8 protein-coding genes are annotated in these 18499 nt (G+C 42.0%); 6 read left to right on the top strand and 2 right to left on the bottom strand.

Annotated features, from left to right (window positions below; all coding sequences use genetic code 11):
* The first annotated feature begins 156 nt into the window (after positions 1-156).
* The 6 genes from D1367_RS28325 (at position 157) to D1367_RS28300 (ending at position 17349) form a co-directional block, all read left to right on the top strand.
* On the top strand, positions 157-5580 hold the full coding sequence (locus D1367_RS28325; RefSeq protein WP_118170392.1) for a type I polyketide synthase: 5424 nt from the start codon (positions 157-159) through the stop codon (positions 5578-5580).
* 194 nt (positions 5581-5774) lie between these two features.
* Complete coding sequence (locus tag D1367_RS28320; protein WP_118170389.1) at positions 5775-7502, top strand: SDR family NAD(P)-dependent oxidoreductase; 1728 nt, start codon at positions 5775-5777, stop codon at positions 7500-7502.
* 229 nt (positions 7503-7731) lie between these two features.
* Complete coding sequence (locus tag D1367_RS28315) at positions 7732-12480, top strand: PfaB family protein (RefSeq protein WP_118170384.1); 4749 nt, start codon at positions 7732-7734, stop codon at positions 12478-12480.
* Positions 12481-12780: 300 nt separating this feature from the next.
* Positions 12781-14457, top strand: a complete 1677-nt coding sequence (locus tag D1367_RS28310) for a PfaD family polyunsaturated fatty acid/polyketide biosynthesis protein (protein WP_118170379.1) — start codon at positions 12781-12783, stop codon at positions 14455-14457.
* Positions 14458-14459: 2 nt separating this feature from the next.
* Positions 14460-15974 (top strand): thioester reductase domain-containing protein, encoded by a 1515-nt coding sequence (locus D1367_RS28305; protein ID WP_118170375.1) that lies wholly within the window; start codon positions 14460-14462, stop codon positions 15972-15974.
* 571 nt (positions 15975-16545) lie between these two features.
* Entirely contained in the window at positions 16546-17349 is an 804-nt protein-coding gene (locus tag D1367_RS28300; protein WP_118170371.1) for an SDR family NAD(P)-dependent oxidoreductase, read from the top strand.
* Positions 17350-17425: 76 nt separating this feature from the next.
* Here D1367_RS28300 and hetI read toward each other — a convergent pair whose 3' ends face one another.
* The gene (hetI, locus tag D1367_RS28295; protein ID WP_118170366.1) at positions 17426-18136 is read right to left on the bottom strand and encodes a 4'-phosphopantetheinyl transferase HetI; all 711 of its coding nucleotides are present in this window, start codon (positions 18134-18136) and stop codon (positions 17426-17428) included.
* Positions 18137-18165: 29 nt separating this feature from the next.
* The gene (locus D1367_RS28290; protein WP_118170361.1) at positions 18166-18477 is read right to left on the bottom strand and encodes a DUF5615 family PIN-like protein; all 312 of its coding nucleotides are present in this window, start codon (positions 18475-18477) and stop codon (positions 18166-18168) included.
* Positions 18478-18499 lie beyond the last annotated feature (22 nt).

The following is an 18499-nucleotide window of genomic DNA, read 5'->3' as shown; positions in this document are numbered from 1 at the left end:
GCTTTACCCCGGCAGTATGTATCGTGTGGTGTTGATTTAAAGACAAGCTTTTAGCAAAGATAAGATAGCTAATTGCTTAGGAAATGAGAGTTTTTGATTAATTAGTAGGCAACAGAATTACTGTAGCTACACAATCCACAGTACTAACTATGCCCTATGTCTGCTTATTCGATTGATACTGCATTAGCGGAGTTAGAAAGCCTTATCAATAATTGTGAAAAGGCTGTGATGAAGTCTATAGAGGAAAAAAACATGAAGTCAGATAAATCAGATAAATCAGTGTCAATCAACAAAATTAACAGACAATTACAACACAATCCTATAGCCATTGTTGGGATGGCTTCTCTATTGCCTCAAGCCAGAAATTTGCGGGAATACTGGCAAAATATAGTAAACAAAATTGACTGTATTACTGATGTTCCTTCGACTCACTGGAGCGTCGAAGATTATTACGATCCCAATCCCAGAACTACTGAAGATAAAACCTACTGTAAAAGAGGCGGGTTTCTTCCAGAGGTAGATTTTAACCCGATGGAATTCGGCATACCACCGAGCATTTTAGAAGTCACAGATGTATCGCAACTATTAAGTTTAGTAGTTGCAAAAGAGGCGATGGAAGATGCAGGTTATGGCGAAAAACGTGAGTTTAGCCGCGAAACTGTTGGCGTAATCTTAGGCGTGGCGATGGCCAAGCAATTAGGAATGCCACTTTCTGCCAGGTTGGAATATCCGATTTGGGAAAAAGTTCTCAAAAGCAGTGGTTTATCTGATGAAGATACCCAAAAAATAGTTGAGAAAATCAAAAGCGCTTATGTGAAGTGGGATGAGAACGCTTTCCCTGGAATGCTAGCTAACGTAGTCGCGGGTAGAATTGCCAATCGCCTGAATTTTGGCGGGATGAATTGTGTAGTTGACGCGGCTTGCGCTAGTTCTTTCGGTGCTTTAAAAATGGCAATTAGTGAGCTAGTTGAGCATCGTTCTGATATGATGCTGACTGGTGGTGTTGATACCGATAACACCATCATGGCTTACATCTCATTCAGCAAAACACCGGCGGTTTCTCCTAGTGAAAATGTCAAACCTTTTGATGCTAAATCTGATGGGATGATGCTGGGTGAAGGTATCGGGATGATTGTCCTGAAACGGTTAGAAGATGCTGAACGGGACAACGATAAAATATATGCCGTAATTAAAGGTATTGGTACTTCCAGCGATGGGCGTTACAAGAGCATTTATGCTCCGCGCAAAGAAGGCCAAGTTAAAGCTTTAGAACGTGCTTATGAAGATGCCGGTTTTTCTCCCGCTACCGTTGGTTTGATGGAAGCACATGGCACTGGTACAATGGCTGGAGATCCGACAGAATTCGGTTCTTTAAAAGACTTCTTTGATGTACACGATCACAAAAAGCAGCACATTGCTTTGGGTAGTGTGAAATCACAAATCGGACACACAAAAGCGGCTGCGGGTGCGGCGAGTTTGATTAAAACTGCTTTGGCTTTACATCACAAAGTATTACCGCCGACAATTAACATCACTGAGCCAAATCCCAAACTCAACATTAAAAATTCATCCTTTTATTTGAATACTGAAACTAGACCTTGGATTCGTCCAGAAGGGGAAGCGCCAAGACGTGCGGGTGTAAGTTCCTTTGGATTTGGTGGAACCAACTATCACGTTGTTTTGGAAGAATATGAAGCTGAACAAAACCACGCTTACCGCTTACACAGTGGTGCTAATGAAATATTGTTGTTTGCTCCCACAGTAGAGCAATTGTTGAGCAAGTCGGAAGAGATTTTAGGTAAGTTGCGTTCACCAGATGCCTCTACACATTACGCACAATTAGTCAATGAGTGCAAATCACAACAAATTCCGCTTTCTGCTCCCCGATTTGGATTTGTAGCTGAAAATCTCGAAGAAGCTTGCAAGTTCCTGCAAACTAGCATTGACTGGCTAAAACTTAAAGGAACAGCCGCATCTTGGGAACATCCCCAAGGGATTTATTACCGCGCCTCTGGTATGGAGTTGGGCGGAAAAGTTGTCTCTCTATTTTCTGGACAAGGTTCGCAATACTTGGAGATGGGACGCGAACTGGTGATGAATTTTCCTTTGATGCGCCGTCTTCATGGTTATATGGATAGCCTGTTGCTCAAAGATAATTTGCAGCCGTTGTCAGAAATCGTTTTTCCTCATCCTGTGTTTGGAGAGGCAGAAAAAAATGTCCAAATTGCTGCCTTGCAACGCACAGAATACGCTCAACCAGCCATCGGGGTGTTGAGTGCAGGGATGTACAGCATACTGCAACAAGCTGGATTTAAGTCAGATTTTGTTGCCGGTCACAGCTTTGGGGAACTAACAGCTTTGTGGGCTGCGGGAGTTTTGAGTACCGAAGATTACTTGTTCTTAGTGAAAGCTAGGGGTCAAGCAATGGCTGCACCCGAAGATCCAGATCATGATGCGGGAAGTATGCTGGCTGTCAAAGAAGACATCAGCAAAGTTGAAGCAGTAATCAGACATTTTCCCCAAGTTGCGATCGCTAATCAAAATTCTCCAACTCAATTTGTCTTGGCTGGCCCCACCGCAGAAATAGCGAAAGTCAGAGAGATTTTACACGAGAAAGGATATACAGCTGTATTGTTACCTGTTTCAGCAGCGTTCCATACACCGCTAATTGCCTTTGCTCAGAAATCCTTTGCGATCGCTACCAAGTCTGTCAAATTCCAAAGTCCCAAAATCCCTGTTTACAGCAACGTTACCAGTAAGCAGTATCCCAAGGAAGCTCAAGGTATTCAAAAGATTCTGGAAACGCACCTTTCTAACTCAGTGCTGTTTAAACAGGAAATTGAAAATATCTATGCGGCGGGTGGTACTTGCTTTGTGGAATTTGGGCCGAGGAGAATTCTTAGCAACTTGGTAAAAGAGATTCTTGGCGATCGCCCTCACATCACCGTATCTTTGAACCCCAGCACTCAAAAGAATAGCGATCGCTCTTTGCGAGAAGCAGTTGTGCAATTACGTGTGATTGGTTTGGCTTTGAATAACCTCGATCCTTACCAACTTCCCCAAACTATCCCCCCAATTGAGACGAAGAAGACATTAAATGTGCGTTTAAACGGGATAAACTACAGATCCGAAAAAACGAAAAATGCCTTCGCTCTAGCTTTGCAGGATGGGCATAAAGTCACATTACCCACCCCCGAATATTCTGATGCGGTTCCTTTATTTAGCAGCCCAGGTGTGACTCCAACTCTTGCAGCGATCGAGACTAACGGACATAAGAAATCCACCGCAACAATGAACGGTGTCATCACCCAAACAGAGCAACAAATGAATCCTGTTACCCTGTCACAACCAGTCCAGGAATCTAAGATGCAACCAACACCAGAAAAACTTACAAATTACGAACAACTTTTAGCAAGTTTAGAATATCTCCTGACACAGTTCCAGGAAAATCAAGCCGAGAATTTACAAGTTCACGGTACTTATCTCAACCATCAAATGGAATACGCTAAAGCGTTTTTCCAACTGATGCAGCAGCAGAATTCCTTGTTGAGTGAAAGTAAATCAACAGCCGAAACTGCCAAAATGAAGCTAGTTGTCATGGAAAGCTTAGAGCGTAGCATGATGCAGTTTCATTCCCAACAAGGTGAAACTCTACGCATCCATGAGCAATATCTTCAAGAGCAGTTGGAATATACTAAAAGCTTTTTCCAACTCATCCAGCAAGAATATTCTCAAATCATCTCTGGTGATGGAGCAACCCAACTAACAGAGATAAGCAATTTCATCCCATTCACAACAGAAACAACTGTTAGTGATGCACCATTACCCGCTACTACCAAGATAGTAGAAAGCCAGCCTTTGCCTGTAACTGAGCCTGTAGCTAAAAACGGCTTAAATGTTACTCAAGAACCTCTCCCGTCTGCTGTAGAGCCTGTAGTTGAAACTCCTGTATCCCCAGAGACGCGAGCGATCGAGACGCGATCAATCGCCTCTCTACTTCCCACTCCGCACTTCGCCACTGTAGAGCCTGTAGTCGCGCCACCTGTCCCAGTTGTAGAACCTCAAGCTGAGGTTGTAGTCAAAATTAGCTCACCCCCAGTTGAGGAAGTTGTTGCATTTACCCCAGAACCAGCACCCGTATCTAATGCAACCATCGATATTGTTGACTTGGATAAAAACCTGTTAGCCATCACCAGCGACAAGACCGGCTACCCAGTCGAAATGCTGGAAATGGACATGGACATGGAGGCGGATTTAGGAATTGACTCCATCAAACGGGTGGAAATCTTAGGGGCGCTACAAGAAATGTACCCCAACCTACCCAAGCCCAATTTAGAAGAACTGTCAGAAAAACGCACCATCGGTCAAGTTGTAGAGTATCTGCAATCGCACGCTTCCAAAAGTATTACTGTAGAAATTGCAGTTCACGAAGTACAACAAGCAACGGAGATTTCAGTAGAGGCTGCACCTGTAGTTGAGGTAGTCATTGCACCTGAACCAAGCGTAGTTGTCGCATTCACCCCAGAACCAGAACCTGCTACAAGTGATGAATTTGCAAACTTAGGCGAAACCCTGTTAGCCATCACCAGCGATAAGACCGGCTATCCAGTGGAGATGCTGGAACTGGAAATGGACATGGAAGCCGACTTGGGGATTGACTCGATTAAACGGGTAGAAATCTTAGGGGCGATGCAAGAAATGTACCCCAACTTACCCAAACCGAATATCGAAGAACTCGGCGACCTCCGCACCATCGGTCAAATAGTCGATTACCTACAGCAGTTAGCTGGAGGTGAAAAAAAAAAGTCTGAGCCTGAGTTTGTCCAACAGCAGCCACCCCAATTAGAACATGAATTAGAGCATAATATCCAGCGCCATCTCGTCAAACTCAGAAGTCTACCACAGCCCGATTACTTGGATTTCACATTACCAGAGGGACACATCGGTTTAATTACCGATGATGGTTCCCTCACCACTTATAAATTAACTGAATCCCTAATCGAGAAAGGCTGGAAAGTAGTAGTTATCAGCTTTCCCCAATCGCTCATCGCCCAGCAAGCGCCCTTACCCACAGGAGTAACCCGCGTCACCTTAGCAAATTTGAGTGAAGAACATCTTCAACAACAATTGCAAGCGATCGCATCTCACTGCGGAGCGATTGGGGCCTTCATCCACCTCCATCCAATGTTTGTAGGAAATCACACCGGGAGTATTTCTTATAACGCATCAGAAAAGGCGATCGTCAAGCACGTATTTTTGATGGCAAAACACCTGAAACCCTCTCTCAACGAAGCCGCAAAGCATGGACGTAGTTGTTTCTGCACAGTTGCTCACCTTGATGGAGCCTTCGGTTTAGAGTACAAAGTTAACTTTGGTGCGATCGGCGCTGGTTTATTTGGATTAACCAAAACCCTGAGATGGGAATGGCCCAAAGTTTTCACTCGTGCGATCGACCTAAGCCCCAGACTTGACGCTAAACAGTCAGTACAAAACATCATCGCCGAACTTCACGATCCCAACCTTTATATAAGTGAAGTTGGCTACGGCTCACAAGGGCGAGTCACCATTATCGCCGATTAAACTCGTTCCGGCTAAAAAACTCATTTTTTAACGAACCGCCAAGGCGCAGAGGACGCAGAGAGAACAAAGAAATACTTAACCGAGCAGTATTGCAAAACTACCTCTTCCTCCTCCTTGGCGTTCTTGGCGTCTTGGCGGTTCGTAAAAAGAATTAAATCTTCTCCCCCAAATCATGCAGTTATTCACGAGGATTTATGACACAAACAGCCCAGCTTAGTCCATCATCTGTCTTTGTCGTGAGCGGCGGTGCAAAAGGGATTACGGCTGAGTGTACTATCAGATTAGCCCAACAGCAACCCTGCAAATTCATCCTCCTTGGTCGCTCCGAACTATTAAAAACCGAGCCAGATTATGCTCAAAATTCCGATGAATCAGCATTGAAAAAATGCATCATGGAAAATCTTCTTTCTCAAGGAGAGAAGCCCACACCCATGAATGTACAAAAAATATATAACAAAATTACCTCCAGCCGCGAGATTAAAAAGACCCTAGCAGCAATTGAAAAAACCGGAGCTAAAGCAGAATATATCAGTGTTGATGTTACAGATACGCCAGCTTTACAAGAAAAACTTGCCACTGCTGTACAACATCAGGGCCCAATTACCGGAATCATCCACGGCGCGGGAAACTTAGCTGATAAGTTAATTGAAAAGAAAACAGAAGAGGATTTTGAAAAGGTTTACACCGCCAAAGTTCAAGGTTTAGAAAACCTGCTAACTTGCGTCAATCCTAATCAACTTCAGCATTTAGTTTTGTTTTCTTCCGTAACAGGCTTTTACGGAAATCCCGGACAATCTGATTATGCGATCGCAAATGAAATTCTGAACAAATCAGCCCATATTTTTAAGCAACAATATCCCTCATGTCACGTAGTCGCTATCAACTGGGGTGCTTGGGATAGTGGGATGGTGACAGCAGAATTAAAGAAGATTTTTCAAGAACGGAAAATCGATATAATTCCCATTGCAGTCGGGGCAAAAATGCTGGTTAAAGAAATGGATAACGCCAATCATGCAACCGCACAAGTTGTTATTGGTAGCCCATTAGTTCCACTGGGGGCGGAGTTAGATTCAGAACTACGAACCCATCGTATTCGTCGCCAAATGACATTGGAGGCTAATCCATTTTTGCACGATCATACTATTGCTGGTTCTCCAGTTTTACCAGCAACTTGTGCAATGACTTGGATTATCAATGCTTGTGAACAATTATGTCCAGGTTACAGATTGTTCAATTACCAAGATTTTAAAGTTTTGAAGGGGATTACTTTCAATGAAACATTAGCTAAGGAACATCTTTTAGAAATAGAAGAAGTTTCTAAAGTTAATCTTGAAAGAATCGAACTTAAAGCCAGAATCTCAAGTAAAAACCCAGAAGGAAGAATCCATTTTCATTTTAGCGCTCAACTAAATCTCCAGCGAGAAATCCCAGATATACCCACTTATGAATCTCTCAATCTCGAAGAAGATAATATCATCACCGCTACAGGAAAAGATTTTTACCAAAATGGTGGGGCTACATTATTTCACGGCCCCGGTTTTCAAGAAGTTAAGAGAGTTTTAAACATCAGCCCTGAAAAAATCACTACAGAATGTCTGTGGCCAGAACTTAGCGCACAGCAACAAGGACAATTCCCGGTGCAATGGGTTAATCCTTACACAACTGACTTGAGTATGCACGCCTTATGGATTTGGACACAACACTTTCATGAAGAAGGTTGTTTACCAGGAAAAGTCGAAAAATTTGAACAGTTTGCAATGATACCACATAACGAAACATTTTACGTTTCGTGTGAAGTACTATCTAAGACACCAAGTAGTGCGATCGCAAACTTTATCATACACGACCGCCAGGGAAAAATCTATTCACGAATGCTCGGCGCTCATGCCATTATTTGGTCAATGAAAATGCTTAGAAGCTAATAATCTTCCTTTACCACTCAACATCCATATAGCAGTCCTAAATCAGTTGTAAAAGCTCTCTTTATTCTTCTCTCTGCGCTCTCTGCGCCTCTGTGGTTCGATTAAAAACAGCAAATTTCGCAACTAAAATAGGATTGCTATAACTTGCCACTTCAAAGTTTGGGGAACAGCGTAAATCCTGCCTTTTAATTATCTCTTGCTAAATACCCAAACTCGGAGCATATAAATCGTGGAAAAAATAGCCATCATCGCATTATCATGCCTATTCCCCGATGCAAAGAATCCTGAAGAATACTGGCAAAACATCGTTAATCAAAAAGATTCGACATCCTCTGCAACCGTCGAAGAAATCGGAGTAGATCCGACAATCTTTCACAATCCAGTTAAAGGTACACCAGACAAAACCTATTCCCTCAAAGGCGGTTACATCCGCAACTTTCAATTTAATCCTAGCGAATACAATCTACCATCAGAATTTGTTGATGGCTTAGATAACACCTTCAAATGGTCATTGTATGCCGCCAAACAAGCAATTTTACAGAGTGGTTATTGGGGTAATCAAACTGTTCTGGCAAAATGCGGCGTAATTTTAGGTAATTTGTCATTCCCAACAAAATTATCTAATCAATTATTCTCTCCAATTTACCAGAAAGCTATTAATCCTGCTGTCAGAGAACTTTTGCAGTATGAAGATTTTGATTTAGCTGTCCCAAGTGCAACTAAAGCGTCTTTATACAATGCGATGATATCTGGCTTGCCAGCATCTATCGTTGCTCAAGCTTTATCTCTATCCCAGATTAATTTATGTCTGGATGCCGCTTGCTCTTCATCATTTTATGCTATTAAATTAGCATCTCATTATTTATGGTCACATAAAGCTGATGTCATGTTAGCTGGAGCCATCAGTTGTGCTGATTCCTTATTCGTGCGGATGTTATTTTCCGGTGTTCAAGGGTATGCAGAAAACGGTATTAGCCGTCCCTTAGATAAGTCTTCTAGAGGGCTAATTCCCGCCGATGGTGTTGGGATGGTGATGCTGAAGAGATATTCTGATGCCGTTAGAGATGGCGATAATATTCTTGCTACCATCTGCGGTAATGGACTCTCGAATGATGGCAAAGGGAAGCATTTATTAAGTCCGAATCCTAAAGGACAAACCTTAGCTTTTGAACGAGCCTATAATGAGGCAAATTTTAGTCCAAAAAGCATCGATTATCTAGAGTGTCACGCCACTGGCACATTGCTAGGAGATACAACCGAATTCAACTCTATCGAAACATTCTTTGGTCAACATCAAGCTGCGCCTCTAGTGGGTTCTGCTAAGGCAAATACTGGTCACTTGCTAACTGCTGCTGGTATGGTTGGCTTGACTAAAGTGATTTTGAGTATGTCTCATGGTGTAATTCCAGCAACCATGAATGTTTCGGAACCTTTAACATCAGAAAAAGGTACAATCTCCGCCGATAAGATTGTTAGAACAGCTACGACATGGCCTAATAATAATGCACCAATTAAACGGGCAGCTATTAGCGCTTTTGGTTTTGGTGGCACTAATTCTCATCTGATTTTAGAACAAGGAACTACAGCAGAATCAGTTGAATCAACTCCACCTGTTCCACCTACCAAAGTCGCCATTGTTGGCATGGATGCCTTTTTTGGTAACTGCAATGGTTTAGATGCTTTTGAACGCAGCATTTATGATGGAACACAACATTTTACTTCTCTACCGCCTCAAAGATGGCATGGTATAGAAAATCAAGAAAATGTCCTGAAAGAGTATGGTTTAGCAGACGGTAAAGCACCAGTAGGGGCATATATCAAGGATTTTGAAATCGATACTTTATCGTGCAAAATCCCACCGAATGAGATAGAGAAATTAAACCCACAACAATTGTTACTCTTGAAAGTTAGCGATCGCGCCGTGAAAGATGCGAAACTACAGGAGGGTGGCAATGTGGCTGTGATTGTTGCCGCCGAGACAGAATTCTCTGTGCATCAGCTACAGCAAAGATGGAATTTATCTTGGCAAGTTAAGGACGGCTTACTCAACCAAGGAATTTCTCTACCTGCCCAACAGCTGGCGCAACTAGAAACCATTGTCAAAGATAGCATTCACCAACCAGTAGAAATCGGTGAATATGTAAGTCACATCGCCAATATCATGGCGAGTCGGATTTCTGCTTTGTGGAATTTCACTGGCCCTGCATTCACCGTCAGCGCTGGCGAAAATTCCGCCCTCAAAGCGTTGGAAGTTGCCCAAATGCTACTCGCTACTGGAGAAGTAGACGCGGTGGTTGTTGGTGCGGTAGATTTAGCCGGTGGTGTGGAAAATGTCTTATTCCGCAGCCAATTTGCCCCAATTAATACGGGTGTCAATACGTTGGGTTATGACCAGCAAGCCAATGGCTGGACAGTTGGCGAGGGTGCGGGTGCTGTCGTTCTCAAGCGCTACGAAGCTGCTAAGGAAGACAACGAACGCATCTATGCAGTAATTGATGCCATGAGTTTTGCACAAGGTAATTCTACTTTGAGTGACGCTTTGGTAAAACCTGATGCTTCAGCTATCAGCAATGTCTGCAAACAAGCTTTCGAGATGGCGGAGATTCAACCCACAGAGGTTAACTATGTGGAAGTCTTCGGTAGTGGCGTTCCCCAGGAGGATGAAGCCGAAATCACAGGTTTACTCCAAGCATATCCGAAAGTGGGCAATGGTCTGCACTGTGCATTAGGCAGCGTCAAAGCCAATATCGGCCACACCTATACAGCATCGGGAATTGCTAGCTTAATCAAAACTGCTCTCTGTCTTTATTACAGGTATATTCCCGCCACACCAAAATGGTCTGGTGTCAAAACACCGCAAGTATGGGAAGGTAGCCCTTTCTATGTGGCGATGGAATCAAGACCTTGGTTTGTCGATAAAGGCGGTACACGCAGAATAGCAGCAATTAATAGCATGGGTATAGATGGCAGTTACGCCCATTTAATCTTATCGGAAGAACCCAGCCAAGAGGAGCGCGACAACAGATATTTGCAGCAAATGCCTTTTCATCTGTTTCCCATCGCAGTTAGCGATCGCTCCACCATACCAGATTTACTTAACCATCTCCAAAAATCTATTGAAGCCAGTTCTTCTTTATCAGCTACCGCCAGCCAAACATTCGCTACCTTTGAGCAGCAACCTAATGCCAAATACGTCTTATCAATCACAGGACGTAACACAAAAGATTTACTAAAAGAAATTGAATCTGCCCGCAAAGGTGTAAATAATGCTTTTGAGAACGGCACAGATTGGCAAACACCAATAGGAAGTTATTTCACAGCAAAACCATTGGGTAAAACTGGAGCAGTTGCTTACGTTTACCCCGCAGCAGTCAATTCTTATATTGGCATTGGTCGGACTGTTTTTCGCTTATTTCCGAAAGTCTTCGAGGATTTAAAAAGTAACAATCTCTACAACCGGGCTGCCGATGTTGAAAAACTGGTTTATCCCAGAAGTTTACCTAAATTGACAACTAGACAACTAGAAACACTCGAAAAGCAATTGTTAGATGATTCACTGGCAATGTTTGAAAGTGAAATCGCCTTTGCTAGATACATGACGGCAATTTTCCGAGATGATTTTCAAGTCAAGCCACAATCTGTATTTGGGTATAGTTTGGGTGAAACTAGTATGATGGTTGCCCAAGGAGTTTGGAGTGATTTTGAGGGTGGAAGTAATACCTTAAACTCATCACCTTTATTTGGCGATAAGTTATCTGGGCCAAAAAATGCTGTGCGTGAATATTGGGGATTAACCGATTCACCAAACAACAATTTTTGGAATACCTATGTTCTCATGGCGACTCCATCGCAAGTTAGAGAATGCCTGAAACAAGAGAATCGCGTCTACTTAACTCAAATCAACACACCAGAAGAAGTATTAATTGCTGGTGAAGATGCTGCCTGTAAGCGAGTGATTACAACTTTAGGTTGCAATTATTTCCCCGCTCCCTTCGACCATGTGATACATTGTGAAGCGATGCGATCGCAGTTCGAGGAAATCAAGAAGGTAAACAGCTTACCATCACAAAATCTTCCTGGAATTGTGTTTTATTCTGCCGCCGATTATCAACCAGTTGCACTCGAAAGAGATGCGATCGCACATAACATCGCCAAAGGATTGTGCCAAGAACTTGATTTTCCACAATTAGTGAATCGTGTATACGGTGATGGAGTCAGAATATTTTTAGAAGCGGGTGCTGGTAGTGTCTGTTCACGATGGATTGATAAAATTCTCGGCAACAAAGAACATATTACAGTTTCTCTGAATCGTAGGGGGATGGATGACCATGCTGCAATGGTCAAAGCATTAGCAAAATTACTCAGTCATCAGGTGAATGTGGATTTATCACCGTTGTATAGCAAAGCCCAAGACACTGCTAATTCAAATAAAGCAACATTGAGAACAGTTACCTTGGGTGGAAAAGCGATCGCTGCTACAATTCTGAGTGATGAAAATCGCAAAATTGTTGAAAATTTGGTTGAGGATATTAAGTGCGATCGCTTCAAAATACAGCATCCAGATATACCTAATGTCCAACAATCTGAAATCACAGATTTTCTTAACACTTCCAACCAAATAACCCAAGAAGAAAATTACTCCCCTAACATCTTGCCTCAGCCAGAAGAAGTAAAACCGAAAAATATCATTGATAACGTTTTTGAACCGAGAGAACAATTACAATCTTCTGAGTCAAGCGCAATTAAACAGCCAATTCCTGTTTCTTTCCCACCCGTCAGAACTCAAAAAATTAGTAGCATCATCAGCATGTTCGATTTAAATAAGACCCAGTATCAAAAGCTCAATGCTAATAATTCAAAGATAACTAAAGCACACACTGCCTTCTTACAAGCTAGACAAGATTACAGTCAGCAAATGAGCGAAATAATTCAATTACAACTAGCTTGCGCCCAAAACTTGCTTAACGACGAATCTTAATATCTCATACCAAATCTCTCTCAACTCGCACCGCCTAATTCTTAACTCCTCTCTTCCTTGGTGTCCTTGGCGTCTTGGCGGTTCGTTTAAAAATTATTACGTGCATCTTCATGGGAAATTGGTATGAAAATTTAGATTTATATCGCAATCTTATCTAAGTTTTGAAAATGAACGAACCGCCAAGACGCCAAGAGCGCCAAGGAAGAGAGGAGTTTTCACTTACGATTTAGGATTGCTATATAAAGAGTCTACACTCTTCAACTTTATCATCCATTGTTTGTAATCCGAGGGATAACTACCGTGACAACCGTAGATACGGTACTAAGTAAACACGATAATGGTCTTAACTTCTCCACCTGGTCTTATAACAAAAACCAAGTTTGGAAAGGTTCTTTAGAAACAGTATCTTTTGAGAAACAAACCATCAAAGATAAATTGATGGTATTAAATAAACCCTGCTACATCGTGAAAGTTGCCGGAAAAATCGGTGTCACCAACGAGGGGTATTTATCCCCTGGTGATAATGGCACAACAGCACAAGTAGAACTGCTAACATTTGCCGCCCCAATCCGAATTCAACAATTTGGAGATCCGAATTTTCTCTCCTCTCATGGAGTAAAATATGCCTACGTTACCGGTGCAATGGCTGGCGGAATTGCTTCCGAAGAAATGGTCATTGCACTCGGAAAAGAACAAATTTTGAGTTCCTTTGGTGCAGGTGGTTTAACTCCAGAACGTTTGGAAGCAGCCATCAATCGCATTCAACAAGCCTTACCTCAAGGGCCCTACGCATTTAATCTAATCCACAGCCCCAACGAACCTGCGATTGAACGCCGGGCTGTAGATTTATATCTCAAATATCAAGTGAGAACAGTAGAAGCATCTGCATTTCTCGACTTGACTCCCAACATTGTTTATTACCGTGTTGCGGGATTGGGGTTGAATAGCGCCAATCAAATTGAAATCAAAAATAAAATCATTGCGAAAATTTCTCGCCGAGAAGTTGCGACTAAATTTCTGCAACCAGCACCAGCCAGAATAATCAAAGAACTTCTTGAACAAGGGCTAATTACTGAGTTACAAGCAACTCTTGCAGCCAAAGTTCCAATGGCTGATGATATTACCGTCGAAGCTGATTCTGGAGGACATACAGATAACCGTCCCCTGGTTTGTGTTTTACCTTCTATTATTGCCTTGCGAGATGAAATTCAAGCCCAATATCATTACCAAACACCCATTAGAATCGGTGTTGCAGGGGGAATTGGTACACCACAATCAGCATTAGCAGCTTTCATGATGGGTGCTGCTTATATAATGACCGGTTCCATTAATCAGTCATGTGTTGAATCTGGGGCTTGTGAACATACCAAAAAGTTACTAGCCCAAGCTGAAATGGCTGATATGATTATGGCCCCAGCAGCAGATATGTTTGAAATGGGAGTCAAATTGCAAGTTCTCAAACGGGGTACAATGTTCCCCATGCGAGCGCAGAAATTATTTGAACTCTACCGCGCTTATGATTCCATTGAAGAGATTCCTTTGGCAGAAAGGCAGAAATTAGAAAAACAAGTTTTTCGCAAAACTATTGCTGAAGTATGGGAAGGAACTGCGGCTTATTTATCCCAAAAGAATCCTGAAAAACTTGGGAAAGCAGTTAATAATCCTAAACTGAAAATGGCCTTGATTTTCCGTTGGTATTTAGGATTATCTTCTCGCTGGTCGAGTTCTGGTGAAAAAGGTAGAGAAGTCGATTATCAAATTTGGTGTGGCCCGGCAATGGGCGGTTTCAATGACTGGGTACGCGGTTCCTACCTGTCTGAACCGAATAATCGTGGTGTAGTTGATGTTGCTAATCAAATTATGACTGGTGCAGCCTTTTTGTACCGTGTTCAAAATTTGAAAATTCAAGGGCTGCAAGCTTCCGATTATTACAGTCAGTATCACCCTGTTCGTTCTACATCATTGTTGGAGATTTAAAAATGACTATAAAACAGTCTTTCACCGCAGACGATATTCAAATATTTTTGGTATCTAACTTAGCTAAATTGCTAGACGTAGCAACTGATGAAATAGATGTCAAAGAACATTTAGAAAACTACGGTTTGGATTCAGCCCAAGCAATGATTCTAGTAAGTAACTTAGAAAAGTTGCTCGGATTTCAACCCTCTCCATTGCTGCTATGGCATTACCCAAATATTGAGGCTCTTTCACAGCGTTTAGCTGAAGAAGTGCAAGAAGGTTCACCCGTTCAAGATACAAAGGTAGTAGCCTCTAATGCCAACGCTGCACCCTCTGTTCTAGATTTAGGTGCTGAGGCTGTTCTTGACCCCACCATCCATCCCGGTGCGGCATCTAATGTAGCTATAAGTGAACCCAAGAATATCTTTTTAACTGGAGGAACAGGCTTTTTAGGAGCTTTTATCATCCGGGAATTGCTACAAGAAACCAATGCGGATATCTATTGTTTAGTGCGTGCTGCTAATGCCGAAGAAGGCAAAAGCAAACTCCAAAAGAATCTAGAACAGTATGCTATTTGGCAGGAAGAATTTACATCCAGAATTATTCCGATTGTCGGCGATTTATCTCAACCATTGTTAGGTATTGGTTCAGAACAGTTTCAAATCTTAGCTGCAAATATTGATACTATATATCATAGTGCTGCTTTGTTGAATTATGTTTTCCCATACTCAGCATTGAAGGCAGCCAATGTTTTAGGCACTCAAGAAGTTTTGAGATTGGCTTGTCAAGTTAAAGTCAAGCCTGTACATTACGTTTCTAGTGTGGCTGTTTTTGAATCGACTGCTTATGCTGGCAAGGTTGTCAAAGAACAGGATGAATTCAATCATTGGGAAGGTATTTATCTTGGTTATTCACAAACTAAATGGGTAGCTGAAAAGTTAGTTAAAATTGCTCGTGACCGTGGGCTTCCTGTAACTATCCACAGACCACCACTGATTTCAGGTGATAGCAAGACAGGCATTTGTAACACACATGACTTTATCAACTTGATGACCAAGGGCTGTCTACAAATGGGATATTTCCCTGATGTAGATTATATGTTGGATATGTCACCTGTGGACTATGTAAGTAAAGCGATCGTTTATCTATCACGCCAAAAAGAATCCATCGGTAAGGCTTTCAATTTACAACATCCCCAACCCGCCGCTTTGAAAATGCTAGTTGAGTGGATACGCTCTTTTGGTTATTCAGTTGAGATGATTCCCTATGAAAAATGGCAATCTGAGTTAATCAATAATGTGACTTCTGCTGACAACCCTTTGTACACTCTGCGACCATTTTTGCTAGAACGTTGGTCTGATGAACAACTAACTATTCCTGATTTGTACTTACAAGCTAGAAGACCCCATATTAGCTGCCAAGATACTCTTCATGCATTGGCAGGCAGTTCTATTGCTTGTCCTCCCATTGACTCTCAATTGTTTATGACTTATACAGCTTACTTGATTCAAAGCGGTTTCTTAAATATCGCTTAGAAGTTCACAACTTGCGTAGGATGTGTTAGGAACGTAACGCACTATCCCGAATACTTTCGGTGCGTTACGGAAGCCGTAACACACCCTACAACTACAACAAAACAAGTTTATCTAGTCGATGTTTTTTAAAACTCAGTACTGCTAAATATTTAATATTTGAGATGCCAGCAACAACTTATATACCAACAGCGGCAATATAATTGCCCTGTTTTTTTATGCTCAATCATGTAAATTTTTAGTATTCACCCCTTGACAGAAGCAATTGAGGATAGAATGGTTAATGTCGAGCATAAAAGTTTGATTTTACCCGCTGGCTTTTGTGAGTGATCAAAAGCCAAATGCTAGCAGTCTGAAATAACCGAACTCCTTTAAGTCCTAACTTCTTCGATGCATAAGTCCTAAATTTGCGTTTGGACTGCTACATTTATCCAATGCATCACATAAGCATTTGAAAGGGTAATAACTCAAGATATTTCTTGTAGGTTCAGATATTACGCATACTAAATTGTAGAACAAGAACCACTGTAAATGCAACGCAGCTTCATCAAATTGAATTCACCAACATTCTTACATGAACAAAACACATCAAAGACAGAGCAGACAAACTGCTCTTATTACTGGCGCAGCCGGTGGAATTGGCTACGAATTAGCGTGTATTTTTGCTGCTCATGATTACAATCTGGTCTTAGTAGACAGAAACGGGTCAAAGCTAGTAGAAATTGCAGCCAAATTCCAAGAAAAATTTGGAATTTTTGTCAAAACTATTGTTAAGGATTTATCTATATCAACGGCTCCTGAAGAAATTTTCACGGAGTTGCAACTCGCCGATATTAATGTTGATGTGCTAGTAAATAATGCTGGATTTGGTATCTATGGATTATTTCACGAAACAGACCTAGCTACTGAATTGGAAATGCTACAGGTAAATTTGGTGTGTCTCACCCATTTAACCAAGCTATTCCTGAAGCACATGGTAAAGCAAGGTGAAGGTAAGATATTAAACGTCTCCTCGGCTGCTGCTTTTCAACCCGGGCCTTTAATGGCGGTTTATTTTGCTACTAAGGCTTATATCTTATCGTTTTCAGAAGCGATCGCTAATGAATTAGAAGGTACTGGTGTCACTGTGACAGTTCTTTGCCCAGGCTCAACCGCATCTGCTTTTCATGAAAGAACCGGAATGGCTGACTCTAAGTTGCTCAAGGGTAAGAGAATGATGGATGCACGAACAGTAGCTGAAGTTGGTTTTCGTGCCTTAATGAAGGGTCAAACCATTGTCATTCCTGGTTTACTCAATGCAATACTTGCAAAAAGCGTCAGATTTGTACCTAGAAACTTGGTAACAAAAATTGTGAGAAATATGCAGGAGGATAAGTAGGCTGGTTGTCATTGGTCATTTGTCATTTGTCCACAATATCTCTCTTGTTTCATCCAGGAGATGAGCTTAGTCTACATCAGTACTGCCATGACTTTAAATTCCAGCCTAAATTTGCCACTGCAACAGCAGCAACATAATTGTTAGCAGGTACTAGTTCAAAAAGACTCCAGTCTTCAGTTATCCGTAACTTGGCTGGTTCTGTGGGAGTCAAAGATACTTCAATTTGCTCTAACTGGGATAGTCCGTCTCCAGTTGCTTTTAAATAAGCTTCCTTACAAGTCCAGTAACGGAAAAATACTTCTTGCTGTTGATTGGGAGATAGCGATCGCAACATTTCATATTCTCTCGGTAAAAAGAACCGTTTGGCAAGAGCTTCAATATCAGACATCGGGCGAATATATTCTAGGTCTACACCAATTGGGCTAGTGCAATTCACCGCACACAAACCCAAGCCTTGGGAATGAGACAAGTTAAACGCCAGCCCACTATCGGCAAATGTATCTGCTAATACTGGTTTGCCACGCTGTTGATAATTAAACTGTACTTGTAAAGGCTGGATACCTAAATAGCGGCCTAATATAGCTCGCAGGATGCCGCGACCAGCAATGAAACGCTGTCGATGTTCCTGAAAATAGAACCGTTCAGCACGAGCCGTTTCGTCACTGGAAAGAGTTGCTGCTAAATTTTGCAGTTGTATTTCTGGTTGCTCAAGGTTTATACGCCAGACATGAATCTCATCCGGTAGCAAAGTTAAATCCGTCGGTGCAGGTAGCCAGAAATGATTCATTATAATTCTTAATTCGCAATTAGTAATTCTTATCTTTGCCATTGATTGAGCCACCGCACTTGACCAATCCAGTCAGCAGCTTGTGTCTCTACAAGCAGACAATTTAAAGCAGCAATCAAACTAGATAAATTCCAACTATTTTGGGCAGCTAAAATAATACCATTATGGTTAGGATAGCTTTGTGCCAAAACTAAAAAATCGCGGATATTGAAAGTAAAAATACACCTTCCTTTAGCAGTAGCCCCTAACAACTGGGTTTCATCAGTTGCATCTAAGGGCATCCAGTCTGTGGGAGTTCGGGTGATATCATGACCTTGATTAAGCAAAGCTAAATTTGACATCTACCCCAGCCATAAATGGCGG

It is taken from the genome of Nostoc sphaeroides (assembly GCF_003443655.1).
Classification (GTDB): Bacteria; Cyanobacteriota; Cyanobacteriia; order Cyanobacteriales; family Nostocaceae; genus Nostoc; species Nostoc sphaeroides.
This window is presented reverse-complemented; position numbering and strand designations above follow the sequence as displayed.